Genomic DNA, 14941 nt, shown 5'->3' on the forward strand with positions numbered 1-14941 from the left:
TGTTAAAACTCCCATTTATTTATTAATGTGCTTCTGAATATTTCGTCCTGAAATATTATGATCATGCCTAAACACGCCATAGCTAATTTATTATCATATTTTTCCAATGAGTCAAATATCTTTACTTTAAAATGACACAATTTCGGATAATCGGTTATTTTTAAGCCTTCCTTATATTCACCTGAGTTCTAAGGATTTTTATTAATATCAGCATCACAGATATAGATTAATTTTCAGCAAATTTCGCACAAAAAAAACTCCCCCTTAGGAGAGTTTTTTCAAATAGATGATCACACGAGTAACGTTATTAGCCAGCCCCAGATTTATACGTTCTGACTGGCAAACTTCGCACGTGCAGCATGCAATTTTTTATAGCTATCAATCAGACGTAAATGACGATCCAAACCTTCCAATTGCATATTGGTTTCAGTTAAACCGTAGAAGCGAAGACTGCCATCCATTGAACCAATCACTGCATCCATACGTTCGTCACCAAACATACGACGGAAATTATGTTCATAGTCATTGAGATCTAAGTCATCGTCCAATTCAACTTCTAAAACCACATTCATGCATTGATAGAACAAACCACGTTCAACTGTATTAGTGTTGTACTGAAGGAAGGTTTCGACCAACTCTTTTGCTTCTTCAAATTCTTGTAAGGCAATATAGATCAGTAGTTTGAGCTCAAGAACCGTTAATTGGCCCCATACGGTATTGTCATCAAACTCAATCCCGATGAGCGTCACAATATCCGTGTAATCATCCACCTCAAGCTCTTCTAAGCGCTCAACCAGTGACACTAACTCGTCTTCATCTAGGCGATGAATGTTTAAAATATCTTCACGGAAGTCCAAAGCTTTGTTGGTGTTATCCCAAACCAAGTCTTCAACCAAATACACTTCAGAATAACCCGGAACCAAAATACGACATGCCGTAGCACCTAGATGCTGGTAGACCGCCATATACACTTCTTTGCCCATGTCTTCTAGAATCGCAAACATCGCTGCAGCTTCTTCCGCATTGGCATTTTCACCTTCAGATGTGAAATCCCACTCTACAAAATCATAGTCTGATTGTGCGCTAAAGAATTTCCAAGATACCAAACCACTTGAGTCAATAAAGTGTTCTACAAAGTTATTTGGCTCAGTGACTGCATTCGAGCTAAACGTTGGTTTTGGTAGATCGTTTAGACCTTCAAAGCTTCGGCCTTGTAGAAGCTCGGTTAAGCTACGCTCTAAAGCTACTTCGAGTTTAGGGTGCGCACCAAAAGATGCAAAAACCCCACCAGTACGTGGGTTCATTAAGGTTACGCACATCACAGGGTACTGACCACCAAGTGAAGCATCTTTTACCAATACAGGAAAACCTTGTTCTTCTAAGCCTTGAATACCCGCAACAATACTTGGATATTTGGCTAAAACCTCTTCTGGTACATCTGGTAGAGCCAATTCACCTTCTAAAATCTCACGTTTTACTGCACGCTCAAAGATTTCAGATAAGCATTGAACCTGCGCTTCTGCCAAGGTATTCCCTGCACTCATGCCGTTTGATAAGTATAAATTTTCAATCAAGTTTGATGGGAAATACACTGTTTCACCATCAGACTGACGTACAAATGGCAGAGAACAAATACCGCGTGCTGTATTTCCTGAATTGGTGTCATATAGATGTGTGCCTAATAACTCATTTTCTGGGTTATAAATTTCACGCGTATAGTCATCTAAGATTTCAGTAGGTAACTCGCCTTCTGGGCCGGGTTGGAACCATTTTTCATCTGGGTAATGCACAAAGTCAGCATTGGCAATCTCTTCACCCCAGAACTGGTCGTTATAGAAGAAGTTGCAATTGAGACGTTCAATAAATTCACCCAAAGCCGAGGCTAAGGCACTTTCTTTGGTTGAGCCTTTACCATTGGTAAAACACATTGGCGATTGTGCATCACGAATATGTAGTGACCAAACATTCGGTACGATATTACGCCATGATGCAATTTCGATCTTCATGCCTAAACCTGCCAAAATACCTGACATATTGGCAATGGTTTCTTCTAATGGCAGATCTTTACCCGGAATAAACGTGGTACTTTCTGACGCTAAATTTGGCATAAGTAAAGCTTGTGCATCTGCATCAATGCTTTCTACTTCTTCTATGACAAATTCAGGACCAGTCTGAATCACTTTTTTAACCGTACAGCGGTCAATTGAACGCAAAATGCCTTGACGGTCCTTTTCAGAAATATCCGCAGGTAGTTCAACTTGAATTTTGAAAATTTGCTTATAGCGGTTTTCAGGATCAACAATATTATTTTGTGATAAGCGAATATTATCTGTCGGAATGTCTCGCGCCGCACAATACACTTTTACAAAATACGCTGCACATAATGCTGATGACGCTAAAAAGTAGTCGAATGGTCCGGGAGCAGAGCCATCGCCTTTATAGCGAATAGGTTGGTCGGCAATTACCGTGAAGTCATCAAATTTGGCTTCTTGTCGAAGGTTATCGAGATAATTAACCTTAATTTCCATGTGGGCACCTAAATATTCTTATGTGTCAGTGCAACACATAAAAATGAAAACATAAGCCGAATAACTGTAGGACATTGACTTAAAAATGTGAGGCCAGTACCAATCTAAGCGCTGTTGGGCACGGTACTGACAAGAATGGGCATTATTATAAGGTTATTTTGACTGTTTGATAACTTTTGTCGTGATTTACATCACGATAGGATTTGACACTTTGTGCATTTTGGTCGAATCAAAGCTTAACTGCTGCAACTACAGCCAATTTGTTGTGTTAGTGTGCAGCCGTGAAGAAAAAGGCTTGTCTTTTAAAAAAATCTTCGCTAGTATGCTTTGCGTCTGAACTTGTTGATAAATAACACATTCAGAATATAGGGCCTATAGCTCAGTTGGTTAGAGCAGCGGACTCATAATCCGTTGGTCCACAGTTCAAGTCTGTGTGGGCCCACCATATAAAACAACCCCTTACGTGCATTAATCGTGAGGGGTTTTTTAATGTTAAAAGCTAAGTAAAGTTTGTCTAAGCCTTTAAAAGATATGGCAGATAACATATAGATACGTACAAAACTTCAAGTCAACTTGAGTAAGCTACGATTGGTTAATACGAGAAGTAGGTTATAAAGAAATACATTCAAGAAAAATTTAAAAGCTTAAGTTCTAGCTACCCTTAAATAAAGTCACGATTTGTTATACTTAAAAGGTATTATTTTATTCATTATAAGCAAATGTTTTTTGATTCATGACATTTAGAAATACTATATATTTCACACTTTAAAAGCACAAATATTAAGACTCAACCTGTTCAGGCTTTCTTAAGTCCAAATAAAACTCAACAATTGACCAAATAACAATCAAAGCAAACATAGCAACAGCGAATAACACAGCAGTTAAATAAATCATGCTTGAGTTCTCCGTTAGAAAACGAGTTAAGACCAACAGGTTAAAAATTTTAACCTACGACAAAAGTCTAATAAGAATTTCTGACGGTGCCTAGCCATATTTAGCAAATTTTTAAGAGTATTTTTATCTATGATGATAGCTTTGCTATATAAAATTTAACCGATTTATTGCTAAAAAGTATAATTCTTCAATCCCCCCTTCTTATTCCGATTTGAAATATATGCATAATTCAGATCAAAGCTCACTTAAATCCTCTTGACTGATGATCCAAACAAGCAGAAATTACACCTTTTTAAAATCACCGTACCACCGACTATGTTGAAAAAGTTTATTGGCGAATCTGCATTTAAATTGGCAGGCTGGAAATACCACGTAGAGCCTGATGTTTTAGAAAATAAACAAGTGATCGTCGGCTTTGAACACACCTCAATGATGGATGCTGTTCTTTCACTGGCCCTTTGCCAAATTTACGACATTAAAATTCACACGCTGATTAAAAAAGAACTCTTTAAAGGTCCATTTAAACCTGTTCTTGAAGCGATTGGCGGTATTCCTGTAGACCGTAAAGCCAATAAAGACATCGTGACTCAAATGGTTGAGCATTTTGAAGCTAGCGAAAAATTTAATTTAGTCATTGCTCCAGAAGCGACCCGTGCAGTACGTGGTGAAACACGAAAACCAATTCGTACAGGCTTTTGGTATATTGCTAAAGCAGCAGGTGTGCCGATTGTATTAATGTATGCCAACTCAAAAACCAAACAAGGTGGTATTTTCGGTAAGATTTACCCGACTGAGCTCGATCACGATTTAGCTTTAATTAAGCAACTCTATAAAGATAAAGTAGGTTTAGATATCGTGATCCCAGAACCTAAAAATAAAGACTAAGCGCCATTCACGTTTTAACGAACTACGTATTTAAAGATATAAATGTCACGTGCTCCATGCATTGTACATTTATATCTTCCTGTTATATCAAGATAGAGCTCACCCTTTTAGCCCGATTCTCAGCATAAGAAAAATTACAGTACGGGCGTTTAGACATTTCGCATTATTTTCTCAAATTTGGATATTTTTTTTTCAACTACTCAATTCCTGAAATCCAGTACTTTCACACAAAAAAGCCATTATGGTAGAATTTGCTCAATTTGATAGGCATAAGGCCAATCTACAAGGAGCATATTTCGCATGGCGGGTCATTCCAAGTGGGCTAATACTAAGCATCGTAAAGCAAAACAAGATGCGAGCCGCGCTAAAGTATTCACAAAATTTATCCGTGAAATCGTGACAGCTGCACGTTTAGGCGGCGGTGATGTAGCGTCTAACCCACGTTTACGTGCTGTTGTTGAAAAAGCATTAGTTGCAAACATGACACGTGACACCATTAACCGTGCAATCCAACGTGGTGTAGGCGGTGAAGAAAATGCTGATCTAAAAGAAGTCACTTACGAAGGTTATGGCGTTGGTGGTGTTGCTGTCATCATTGAAACAATGACTGACAACTTGAACCGTACTGTTCCTGACGTTCGTCACTGTTTCTCTAAAACTGATGGTAATTTAGGTACTGCAGGTTCAGTGGCTTATATGTTTACCAAACGTGGTGAGATTACTTTTGAAGATGTTTCTTTAGAAGATCAAATCATGGACATCGCTTTAGAAGCGGGTGCTGAAGACATCGAAGTGGACGAAGAAGAAATTTTAGTTATCACCACACCTGAAACTTTCGGTGAGGTTCAGGATGCACTTGCAGCAGCAGGTTTAAAATCTGATAACGCCGAAGTGGTCATGAACCCTTCAACTAAAGCGTTAATTTCAGATATCGAACAAGCGAAAAAAATCATCAAAATGATTGATATGTTTGAAGATCTAGACGACGTTCAAAACGTGTATACCAACGTTGAATTTACAGATGAAGTGATGGCTGAATTAGAAGCTCTATAATTCAATCGAGTGAAGTATAAAACGCACCCTTCGGTGCGTTTTTTATTGCCTAGCTTTCAACTGTTTGAGTTTATATATGAGGGCTGCATTTAAACCTTATTTAATAAGCCATTACAGTTAAAAACATTATATTGTTTAATTACAAAGCTCGAATGTAATGCGACCACATGTTCAATTTTACCAATGCGTTTGAGTAAAATTTCACTATAGTTTTCCATATCTCGTGCAACGACTTCCACAATAAAATCGGCAGACTGCCCTGTCACTAAAAATGCATTGATGACTTCCGGAATACTTTCAAGTTCTTCTAAAAATTTAGCAAAAGTATCTGTATCATGTTTGCTTAAGGACACCTGTAGCAGCACATGCAAACTAAAGCCCAATTTTTGATAATTAATTTCACGTTTTAGACCACTGATAATATTGTGATCAATCAATTGTTTGATCCGCCGATGAACTGAACTGACCGATAAATTCACTCGCTCTGACAGTTCATTTAAATTGACATCTTCATGGGTCAAAATTTCTAAAATTTGTTTATCAAAACGGTCTAGTTCCATCAGTCTACTCCAGCCATTTTTGAAAACAGTGCTGATGATCCCAATTCATCAAACACCTGTTGTCATTTTCAATGTTATTTTAAGTTTTAAAATCAGCATTTATGTGCAAGTTTTCTCATGTATAGCATGATTTATTAAAAATAATAAAGCTCATATGCATTATGAACATAATAATTTTCATATATATCGTGTTTAAATGAATGTTTTTTCATCACGGTTTGATTTTTTATATTACCAAGTAAGTATTAAGTGGCTTAAAAAAAGCGCGCCATTAGGCGCGCTTTTTTTAAGCAGTATGACGCAAAGTTTCATATAAAGGGCTTATACACCACGCCAATCTACCCGTGCATTCCGTTCTGTTTGGTATATGCGTTGTACATATTGACCTAAAGGCAAATCGCTCAAATAGGCTTTATAAGCTTTGAACTCTTCTGACAAGGTTTCGCCATGCTCTTTTTCCCACGGCGTTCCGACAACCTCTAATAACGGCGCTAACATTGAACACACCGCAATATCGGCTAAACCTAATCGGTCGCCCACAAAATAACGCCCACCTTGTTCAATCAGACGTTGATTTAAATCAACCACAATTTCATCCAGTCGCTCACGTGAAGCCGCAACCTTATCTGTATCTAATTGATAACCCTTAGAAACCAGTGCCTTTATAATCGGTTTTGAATATTTTTCAAACTGACGTAAATAGCCTTTTTCACCAATTAAAATATCAAGTGATTCTTCACTTTCATTTAATACATGTGCCAACCCCCAACGGCGCACATGTTGCCCTAACTCAATGGAGAGTTCATTAATTTCTAAAGCGTCTTCACGCAGTTTGACATCTGGACGGATCAGACTATGTTCGGGGTAGGTCGCATCCAAGTAAAAGGCGATTTGAGTTGAATCTGCAACCCAATGATCTTGATCACGTAAAATCGGTAATTTGTTTTGCCCTGTTTTAAGCTGTGCAAATGCACGATGTACACCCGGCATTAAATTATGAGCCACATAATCCAACTCTTTATGATCGAGTAACCAGCGCGCCTTTTCACAAAAATGTGAGAGTGGAAACTGGTAGAGAGTTCGCATAAATGCTCCAAGTTTTTGTTGTAACTGTAGTTTATAAAACCCAGTAATTTTATAGGGATACTTTAGTCACTGTGTTATTGAAACACAATGTCATTTTTACACCTATTCTGCATCTGTAGTGCAACTCAAGCATTATTCAGACGTGAATTCATCTCTATCTCTGCGCGATTCAATAAGATATACATTCTCCTGCCCATATCACCTGACTTTATTATGGCTTTCATGTAAAATCATCCACAATTTTTTTATAATACTTTGTGAGTTATTTCATGGGTTTTAACTGTGGTATTGTCGGCCTGCCGAACGTTGGTAAATCAACGCTTTTCAACGCATTAACCAAAGCTGCGATTGCTGCTGAAAACTTCCCATTCTGTACAATTGAGCCAAATACTGGGATCGTACCTGTACCTGACCCACGTATGGATAAACTTGCTGAAATTGTAAACCCACAACGTGTTGTCCCAACCACGATGGAATTTGTGGATATCGCAGGTCTTGTTGCTGGTGCATCTAAAGGTGAAGGGCTTGGTAACCAATTCTTAGCTAACATTCGTGAAACGGATGCTATTGCACATGTTGTACGTTGTTTTGAAGACGAGAATGTCATTCACGTAAATGGCAAAATTGATCCACTTGACGATATCGCAACAATCAACACTGAACTTGCACTTGCTGACTTAGAAGCTGTTTCTAAAGCAATTACACGTCTAGCAAAATCTGCAAAAGGTGGCGATAAAGAAGCGATTGCGACCAAAGCTGTTTTAGACAAAATCTTACCTTTACTGGATGAAGGTAAACCTGCGCGTGCAGCTGACCTTGATGAAGATGAACGTAAATTGGTGCGTGGTTATGGCTTCTTAACCCTTAAACCAACCATGTATATTGCCAACGTTGCAGAAGATGGTTTCGAAAATAACCCTCACTTAGAAGCAGTGCAAAAATTAGCTGCTGAAGAAAATGCAATTGTGGTTCCCCTTTGCAACCAAATCGAAGCAGAAATTTCATTACTTGAAGATGAAGATCGTGCTGAATTCCTTGAAGCTTTAGGCATGGAAGAACCTGGTCTAAACGTAGTTATTCGTGCAGGTTATGGCTTACTTGGTCTTCAAACATACTTCACAGCTGGTGTACAAGAAGTTCGTGCTTGGACAGTAAAAATTGGTGCAACTGCACCTCAAGCTGCAGGTGTGATTCACACTGACTTCGAAAAAGGCTTTATTCGTGCTGAATGTGTTGCCTACAACGACTTCGTTCAATACAACGGTGAAGCCGGCGCTAAAGAAGCAGGTAAATGGCGTTTAGAAGGTAAAACATACATCGTTCAAGATGGCGATGTTTTACACTTCCGTTTTAACGTATAAGATAGCACCCATAAAAAGCCAGCAATTTGCTGGCTTTTTTAATTTTAGGCAAATGATGAAGCCAAAAAAATATGCATATTTAAAAACTTAAAACCTGCTTAAAAACAAAATTATATCGACACGAATACATGATTTGGTTGCCGAGTCACCACAGTGCAACGACTTAAATCTCTACCGTTCTGCTATAAATTTACTCATAGGCACTAATGCCTATTTTCATAGAACAATAGCAATGAAAAAAATCAGCACAATTCTAACAGCAGGTATCTTTACAATGCTTAGTGCAACTGCGTTTGCATGTCCACAAGGCACCACACTTACAGGTGGTACAGGTGCAAACCATAAAGGTGGTACTTGTGTTTCCATTGCTAAAGATGCAAAACATCAGGAACGTACTGCTACACATGCAGCACAAGTTGCGCAGCATGATGCAAAAATCGCTCGACACGATGCAAAACAAGCCAGCCAATTGGCTCAGAGTAAAGTGAAACATAATCAAAAATTAGCAAAACATGATGCAGCTCAAGCAGAGCATCTTGCAACACAAGCAAAATCAGAAGCTAAAACTTCAGCCCATGCTGCCAAAGCAGCAAATACTGACGCAAAAGCAAAAATCGCTGCACAAAAGGTCGCAGCGGAACAACATAAAGCAGCTGTGAAATCCTAAACAGTTGAGAATCAATACATCGCGCAAAAAAAGCCGGAATTATCCGGCTTTTTTATTCAAATCATTTATGGGTGAGCAGTATGTAATGCTTTTGCATCCATCTCTGCACGCTGTCTTCTTGCTTCTGTCAGCATGCGTTGTTCAAGCTCTTTACGAAAGCCGAGTAGAAACACAAACTCTGCTAGGACAAATAAAGGCCCTATTGCCAAGCCAATAACATCATCCATAAACGCAGGCTTTTTCTTTTCATAATAATGACCGATAAATTGGATGATCCAACCCACAACAAAGATCCCCACACTCCAGATCAACCATGACATAAGGCTCATTTTTGCGATCATTAAGGCTAAAGGATACGTGACGGCAAATACCAATAGCATGATCAAACCGAAAATTTTATCTAAACTCAGGTAATAAATTACACTAGCAATAATCAACAACAATGCAAGGGTCAGTTCAACACCTGAAATCACCAGCCCTGCCCGTGCGGTTAGACACATAATCGAAAATACAATAAGCGGAATACCCACAAAATGCGTTAGCACATTTTTTCGATCTAAATGATATGCTGCATATTGGCTTAACAGTCTTTCAAGTTTGCTCATTAACTTACTCCTTGTTCATTCACTCATTTCACTATATAAAAAATGCATCAATAAAGTTGTCAGCTAATAGACAAGTTGGACCAAAAAATAAGGATATGCTGTGCTGGACGCTCAATATGTGCATCAACTCAATAAAAATGTATGGTATTCAGGCTTAAATCTTTCCTTCCAAGACTTTATCTGCCGCCATGCCTTAACCTTAGCTTTCGAAAAAGACGCACGTGTTTTTTTATCAGGACAGCGTTTTAATGGTATGTATGCGGTCTTAGAAGGCGCAGTTCGCTTAGGCTATATTGATATTCATGGCAAAGAAGCGATTGCCGCCATTGCTGAGCCGATTATGTGGTTTGGCGAAATATCCTTGGTTGACCAATTACCACGTTCTCACGATGCCATCTGTACCAAAAAGTCCACCTTATTACACTTACCGGCTCAAGCAATTCAGCAATTATTACAACAACACCCTGAGTTTTGGTTTCATATTGCCCAGCTCACCAGTCAAAAGCTTCGCTATGCCTTTATGGAACTCATAGCGTTACAAACGCAAAGTTTAAGTCAACGTCTCGCACAGCGTCTGCTGTTTATTTTAAATGGATATGGAAATCATTTGGAAATTGAGCAACACACCATATACATCTCGCAGGAACAACTTGCGCAACTGATGAATTGCTCACGACAATCAGTCAATCAGGAGCTTCAGCACTTGGAAAAAATGCAGGTGCTTCGTGTTGCGTTTAAACAAATTGAAATTTTAGATTTTGCGCAGTTACATCAGATTACTCATGCACTTCCTGTGCATGATGTCTGACATTTGTGATTTAAATAAGTGCATTTAATTGCACCAGAATGATTCTTTATAGTTATTTTGCTTTTATTTGTGGCACTTCGCTTTATCGAGTTTTGATCAAGACAATAATTGGCAAACATTTACACTGTCAAAACCATTTGTACATGCTGCAACTTCTTGAGTTGATGCTTCTGATTTATCTTCAGTCGCTGCTTGTACATTGACTACTGTAGTCAAAACAGCCAAAACCGATAACATCATTAATGTTTTTTTCATCTTAATCACCTATTAAACGTCTTTAATTTAATTTACATACCTCATCTTTTACGCAGTTATTTTTACACAATTTATCAAATAATGATAATTTTAATTTTTTATCACATTATCTATACTTCGTATTATTAATATTTTAAAGATATTAATTAAAGAGAAGGACAGACGACTGGCGTTCTAAAATGGGGAGTTTTTAACAATAAATTCTTCTCAAAAGATATTTTTACAATTCATTATCAATGCTTTATCTATTTAAATTCAAAAAATAAACATGCAAATTTAAAACTAAGCTCAACGCAAAGACAGCAGTCTGATTTATTTTTTATATGAAATAGCGATACTTTTAGGAGAAATTATCAATCATCTATTATAGATTTATTCTTGTTTTTTGATATTTTCCCAAAAAAAAGCAGTGAAACTTCACTGCTTTGATCAATTTAAACGCCTACTTTTTTCGGATCGGTATTTCCGAGTTCAGGGTTTTCAATCGCACCTTTGCATTGATTTTTATCACGCTCATAATCTGCTTGCTTTTGTGCAACAGTCGAACTCTGATCAATACTTTCACGTGCCCAAATTTCCAGACTTGTCAAAGCCTTACGACACAGCGCGTATTTGCCTTCCGTAACAGAATCGGTCATTTTGACATTGATACGCCATTCCGTACTCAATTTACGCGCTGGAATACGAACTTTCTCTTCCATCTGATCGACTTGTTTTGCATAAACAATCGGATCGACTTCATTGATAAACGCCCAAGCTTTGGCAGCATACTCCGTTGCATCATTGGTTAATTTAGGTGCTGCTTTAATTTCGACTTGAGCTTGTTCAGCTCCATCATTACCACAGGCCTGCAACAACACCGTACTGCTCAATAATGAAACAATCAGTATCCCACGCATCTTTAACCTCTGCATATCCGGCTCATTTCAGCAAACATATTCGGCAATATGCTAGTGAATTCGCGTACAATACTCAATCATCATTTGACCTGTTGTTCAACTCTTTCAAAGGTGTGTCGTGTCTGAGCACAAACTTCCTACAGTTCAGCCTGCGGGTTTTTGGCAAGGTGCTAAAGATAGTCAAGCCATTATCTTTACCTATCTTCCTGTTTCTTTTGCATTTGGGGTGTCCGCGACTCAATTTGGTTTCACTGCGTGGGAAGCCTTATTTTTATCATGCTCTATGTATGCCGGTGCCAGTCAGTTTCTCGTCGTTGCGTTACTGGGAAGTGGAACATCCATTTGGATGACTGCACTCACTGTGATTGCTCTCGATATACGCCATTTGCTCTACGGTCCTGCTTTACAAAACCTGATTCAAGACCGACTCAATTTAAAGAAAACGGCAGTTTGGGCTTGGGGTTTAACCGACGAAGTTTTTGCATCAGGTATGATTAAACTGTCGCAACGTCGTCAAGAATGGTCAGAATCTTGGATGTTAGGACTCAGCTTATTTAGTTGGCTGTCATGGGCAACAGGCTCATTTTTAGGCGGTTTATTTGCCGATCAAGTCAGCAACCTTCCACAATTTTTACAAGCCGCACTCGACTTCCTGCTGCCTGCATTGTTTTTAAGCTTTTTACTTGCCGCATTTGAGAAAAAACATACATTTGTGGTCACGGTTACAATTATTGTTTCTGCGATTGCCTGCTACTTTATCGACTTGTCTGCTGCGATTTTTATCGGTATTTCTTCTGGTATTTTTGCCGGTTTATTCAAACATTATGTCTTAAAAAAACCTGATCCTGAACATATGGGTGAAGCATCATGAATCTAGAAATTATCCTGGTCGGGATCTTGGTCGGGATTGCGAATTTTGCATCACGGTTTGGGCCATTCTTTGTAATTCAGAAATTTCAGCAAGGTTCACAGCAGCGTGGTTCTTTATGGCTCAAAATCGCTTTGGGCTCGATTGGTATTGCCGCAATTAGTTCAATGTTGGTGGTTGCAACCTTACCGCCGCTGCTTGAAACTCCAAATAAAAGCTTTGCCATGTTAGTTGGATTTGCTGTGCTTGCAGGCTTGTATTTCAAGTTTAAAAAAATTGTCCCTGCTACGCTGACTGCGGCACTGACTTACGGCTTAGTCTATACCTATATACCTTTTCATCTCTAAAGCTGAGTCAGCGACAATCCAAATAAAAACCTCAAGCACAAGTTTCTTCAGCCTGTGCCTTTTAATTAGCAATATTTATGAGATAGTCAACGCATAACATAAAAATCTAGCGAAACCCCATAGATGGCAAAGTACCATTGTATTCAAGGCAAAATTTATATTCATTCTAGACAACCATCTGAATTGAGTTGGGGACTGCAAAAACCCATCGAAAGTACATATTTTCAATGCTTCATTCAAAGCCAGCTGTTCAGTGGTAATTTCTGCGCTGTACATTACCAACCTGCAGATCAGATCCGCGCCATTTATATAGAGAAAAATCAGCAAAAGACGATTGTGGGCTTATATAACTACACACAGCAGATTCTGCACTTACATCCACGCCGCCTGATGTTTTCACACATATCGATGCCCCGCCTGTTCAGCAATTTTCTGCAGCTGGCGGGGTTTTTATTGATTTTTCTATTGTGCATTTTTAGCCTCAGTTCATGGCTCAATTCATCATTTCACATTCTATCGGTAGTTGCAGACGCACTCTATTTCACTGCCATTTTAATTGGCTTAATATTGATTTTATGCATATGTGTCGCACCACTGCTCGGATTGCTGTACTAGCCCAATTTCCGCCAAACATCTATACAGCTTTGTGCGCTTCAATGTGCAAATTTGGATATTGAGCCATTCCCTGCATCTGTAAAAAATGCAGGTATATTTAAAGTGAATTTAAATAAAAACAACTAATTACCACTTTTTAAAGATTTTCACAGGTAAATAATTACACGAACGCATACCCATAAAGATATAAAAAAAATTGTTGGACAATATCATTTATTTATGTGAACACTCGCTTATCTCTCGAACAAGTTCTGCTATGCTTAAATTCCCATAAAATCAAGCATGGATGATTACATGAGCGTCACTATTGGTACTCCACTTCAGTCTTCAGCGTATAAAGTCTTACTGTTAGGTTCTGGTGAACTCGGTAAAGAAGTTGTGATTTCATTGCAACGTTTGGGTGTAGAAGTTCATGCTGCCGATCGTTATGACCATGCTCCGGCCATGCAAGTTGCACATTTTTCTCATACTTTAAATATGGCAGATCCCGAGGCACTTAAAGCCTTAATTTCTCAAGTTAAGCCTCATTTGATTGTCCCTGAAATTGAAGCCATTGCGACTCAAGTTTTGGTCGAGATTGAAGAACAAAAGATTGCCACTGTCATTCCTTCTGCAAAAGCTGTCAACCTGACGATGAATCGTGAAGGGATTCGCCGTCTAGCTGCCGAAGAGCTTGGACTCCCGACTTCAGCCTACCGATTTTCCAATACCCTTGAAGCGTTCCGTGCAGCATGCGATGACATTGGCTATCCAAACTTTGTTAAACCTGTCATGTCGTCTTCGGGTAAAGGACAGTCACGTGTAAAAAGCTTTGATGAAGTCGATGCTGCTTGGGAATATGCACAAACAGGTGGACGTGTAAATCAAGGTACAGTGATTGTGGAATCACAAATTGACTTTGACTTTGAAATCACCCTGCTGACTGTTCGAGCTAAAAATGCAGAAACAGGTGAAATTGAAACATCATTTTGCGACCCAATTGGCCACCGCCAAGACTCTGGTGACTATGTTGAAAGTTGGCAGCCACAACTTATGACTGCTCTTGCATTAGAGGAAGCCAAGCGTATTGCCAATAAAGTAACCATTGCATTAGGTGGATGTGGCATTTTTGGGGTGGAACTGTTTGTCAAAGGCGATAAAGTATGGTTTAGTGAGGTATCACCTCGTCCACACGATACAGGCCTTGTCACTCTTGCATCGCAATTCCAAAGCGAATTCGAACTGCATGCACGTGCCATTCTTGGTCTGCCTGTGAATACTGCTCGACACAGTACTGCTGCGAGCGCAGTCATCTATGCAGGCGTGGATGATACCAATTTATCATTTACTGGCTTAAATCTTGCTTTGGCTAATCCAGACACCGATTTACGCCTCTTTGGTAAACCAGAAGGCTTTAAACGTCGCCGTATGGGCGTAGCAACAGCACGTGCTGAAACCACAGATCATGCGCGTGAACTTGCTCAACATGCTGCACAACAAGTCAGTGTTCAACAAAACTAAGTTTGTAACA

The 14941-nt window shown here is 39.0% G+C and carries 14 protein-coding genes and 1 tRNA gene; 9 read left to right on the forward strand and 6 right to left on the reverse strand.

Translation table 11 applies throughout. The features are described 5' to 3' along the window. Positions 1-323 precede the first annotated feature (323 nt). Positions 324-2528, reverse strand: a complete 2205-nt coding sequence (locus FTU37_RS05720) for an OsmC domain/YcaO domain-containing protein (protein WP_168379637.1) — start codon at positions 2526-2528, stop codon at positions 324-326. A gap of 368 nt (positions 2529-2896) precedes the next feature. Between FTU37_RS05720 and FTU37_RS05725 the strand changes: the two genes are divergently transcribed. The 3 genes from FTU37_RS05725 to FTU37_RS05735 all read left to right on the forward strand — a co-directional run bounded on the left by FTU37_RS05725 (position 2897) and on the right by FTU37_RS05735 (position 5360). Further along, a tRNA-Ile gene (locus tag FTU37_RS05725) sits at positions 2897-2973 on the forward strand. Positions 2974-3737: 764 nt separating this feature from the next. Further along, entirely contained in the window at positions 3738-4307 is a 570-nt protein-coding gene (locus FTU37_RS05730; protein ID WP_078194352.1) for a 1-acyl-sn-glycerol-3-phosphate acyltransferase, read from the forward strand. 300 nt (positions 4308-4607) lie between these two features. After that, positions 4608-5360: a YebC/PmpR family DNA-binding transcriptional regulator gene (locus FTU37_RS05735; protein WP_078189042.1), complete on the forward strand. Its 753-nt coding sequence runs from the start codon at positions 4608-4610 to the stop codon at positions 5358-5360. An 89-nt stretch (positions 5361-5449) separates the two neighbouring features. Here FTU37_RS05735 and FTU37_RS05740 read toward each other — a convergent pair whose 3' ends face one another. Then, complete coding sequence (locus FTU37_RS05740) at positions 5450-5920, reverse strand: Lrp/AsnC family transcriptional regulator (protein ID WP_067763303.1); 471 nt, start codon at positions 5918-5920, stop codon at positions 5450-5452. A 321-nt stretch (positions 5921-6241) separates the two neighbouring features. Next, positions 6242-7006: a glutathione S-transferase family protein gene (locus FTU37_RS05745; protein WP_168379640.1), complete on the reverse strand. Its 765-nt coding sequence runs from the start codon at positions 7004-7006 to the stop codon at positions 6242-6244. 269 nt (positions 7007-7275) lie between these two features. On the opposite strand from FTU37_RS05745, the gene ychF reads away from it, so the two are divergent. Together ychF and FTU37_RS05755 are read left to right on the forward strand one after the other, a co-directional pair. Further along, positions 7276-8367: a redox-regulated ATPase YchF gene (gene ychF / locus FTU37_RS05750; RefSeq protein WP_078189045.1), complete on the forward strand. Its 1092-nt coding sequence runs from the start codon at positions 7276-7278 to the stop codon at positions 8365-8367. Between the two features lie 274 nt (positions 8368-8641). Next, on the forward strand, positions 8642-9034 hold the full coding sequence (locus FTU37_RS05755) for a hypothetical protein (RefSeq protein WP_257225229.1): 393 nt from the start codon (positions 8642-8644) through the stop codon (positions 9032-9034). A gap of 65 nt (positions 9035-9099) precedes the next feature. Here the strand turns inward: FTU37_RS05755 and FTU37_RS05760 are convergent, their stop codons facing one another. After that, positions 9100-9639, reverse strand: a complete 540-nt coding sequence (locus FTU37_RS05760; protein WP_180123961.1) for a DUF962 domain-containing protein — start codon at positions 9637-9639, stop codon at positions 9100-9102. 100 nt (positions 9640-9739) lie between these two features. Here FTU37_RS05760 and FTU37_RS05765 point away from each other — a divergent pair, with 100 nt between their 5' ends. Next, positions 9740-10447: a Crp/Fnr family transcriptional regulator gene (locus FTU37_RS05765; protein ID WP_180123962.1), complete on the forward strand. Its 708-nt coding sequence runs from the start codon at positions 9740-9742 to the stop codon at positions 10445-10447. Positions 10448-10543: 96 nt separating this feature from the next. Here FTU37_RS05765 and FTU37_RS05770 read toward each other — a convergent pair whose 3' ends face one another. Both FTU37_RS05770 and FTU37_RS05775 read right to left on the reverse strand, forming a co-directional pair. Further along, entirely contained in the window at positions 10544-10702 is a 159-nt protein-coding gene (locus FTU37_RS05770) for a hypothetical protein (protein ID WP_180123963.1), read from the reverse strand. Positions 10703-11136: 434 nt separating this feature from the next. Continuing rightward, the gene (locus tag FTU37_RS05775; protein WP_180004110.1) at positions 11137-11616 is read right to left on the reverse strand and encodes a hypothetical protein; all 480 of its coding nucleotides are present in this window, start codon (positions 11614-11616) and stop codon (positions 11137-11139) included. A gap of 103 nt (positions 11617-11719) precedes the next feature. On the opposite strand from FTU37_RS05775, the gene FTU37_RS05780 reads away from it, so the two are divergent. The 3 genes from FTU37_RS05780 to purT all read left to right on the forward strand — a co-directional run bounded on the left by FTU37_RS05780 (position 11720) and on the right by purT (position 14931). Beyond that, a complete protein-coding gene (locus FTU37_RS05780) occupies positions 11720-12472 on the forward strand; it encodes an AzlC family ABC transporter permease (protein WP_078194362.1) in 753 nt (250 codons plus the stop codon). Next, positions 12469-12816, forward strand: a complete 348-nt coding sequence (gene ygaH, locus FTU37_RS05785; RefSeq protein WP_078189050.1) for an L-valine transporter subunit YgaH — start codon at positions 12469-12471, stop codon at positions 12814-12816. Before FTU37_RS05780 ends, ygaH begins: the two co-directional genes overlap by 4 nt. 909 nt (positions 12817-13725) lie before the next feature. Then, positions 13726-14931 carry a formate-dependent phosphoribosylglycinamide formyltransferase gene (gene purT, locus FTU37_RS05790; protein ID WP_180123964.1) on the forward strand — a complete coding sequence of 402 codons (1206 nt, stop codon included), beginning with the start codon at positions 13726-13728 and terminating at the stop codon, positions 14929-14931. Positions 14932-14941 lie beyond the last annotated feature (10 nt).

Origin of the sequence: Acinetobacter sp. YH12097 (genome assembly GCF_013419225.1) — a bacterium.
Lineage (GTDB): Bacteria > Pseudomonadota > Gammaproteobacteria > Pseudomonadales > Moraxellaceae > Acinetobacter > Acinetobacter amyesii.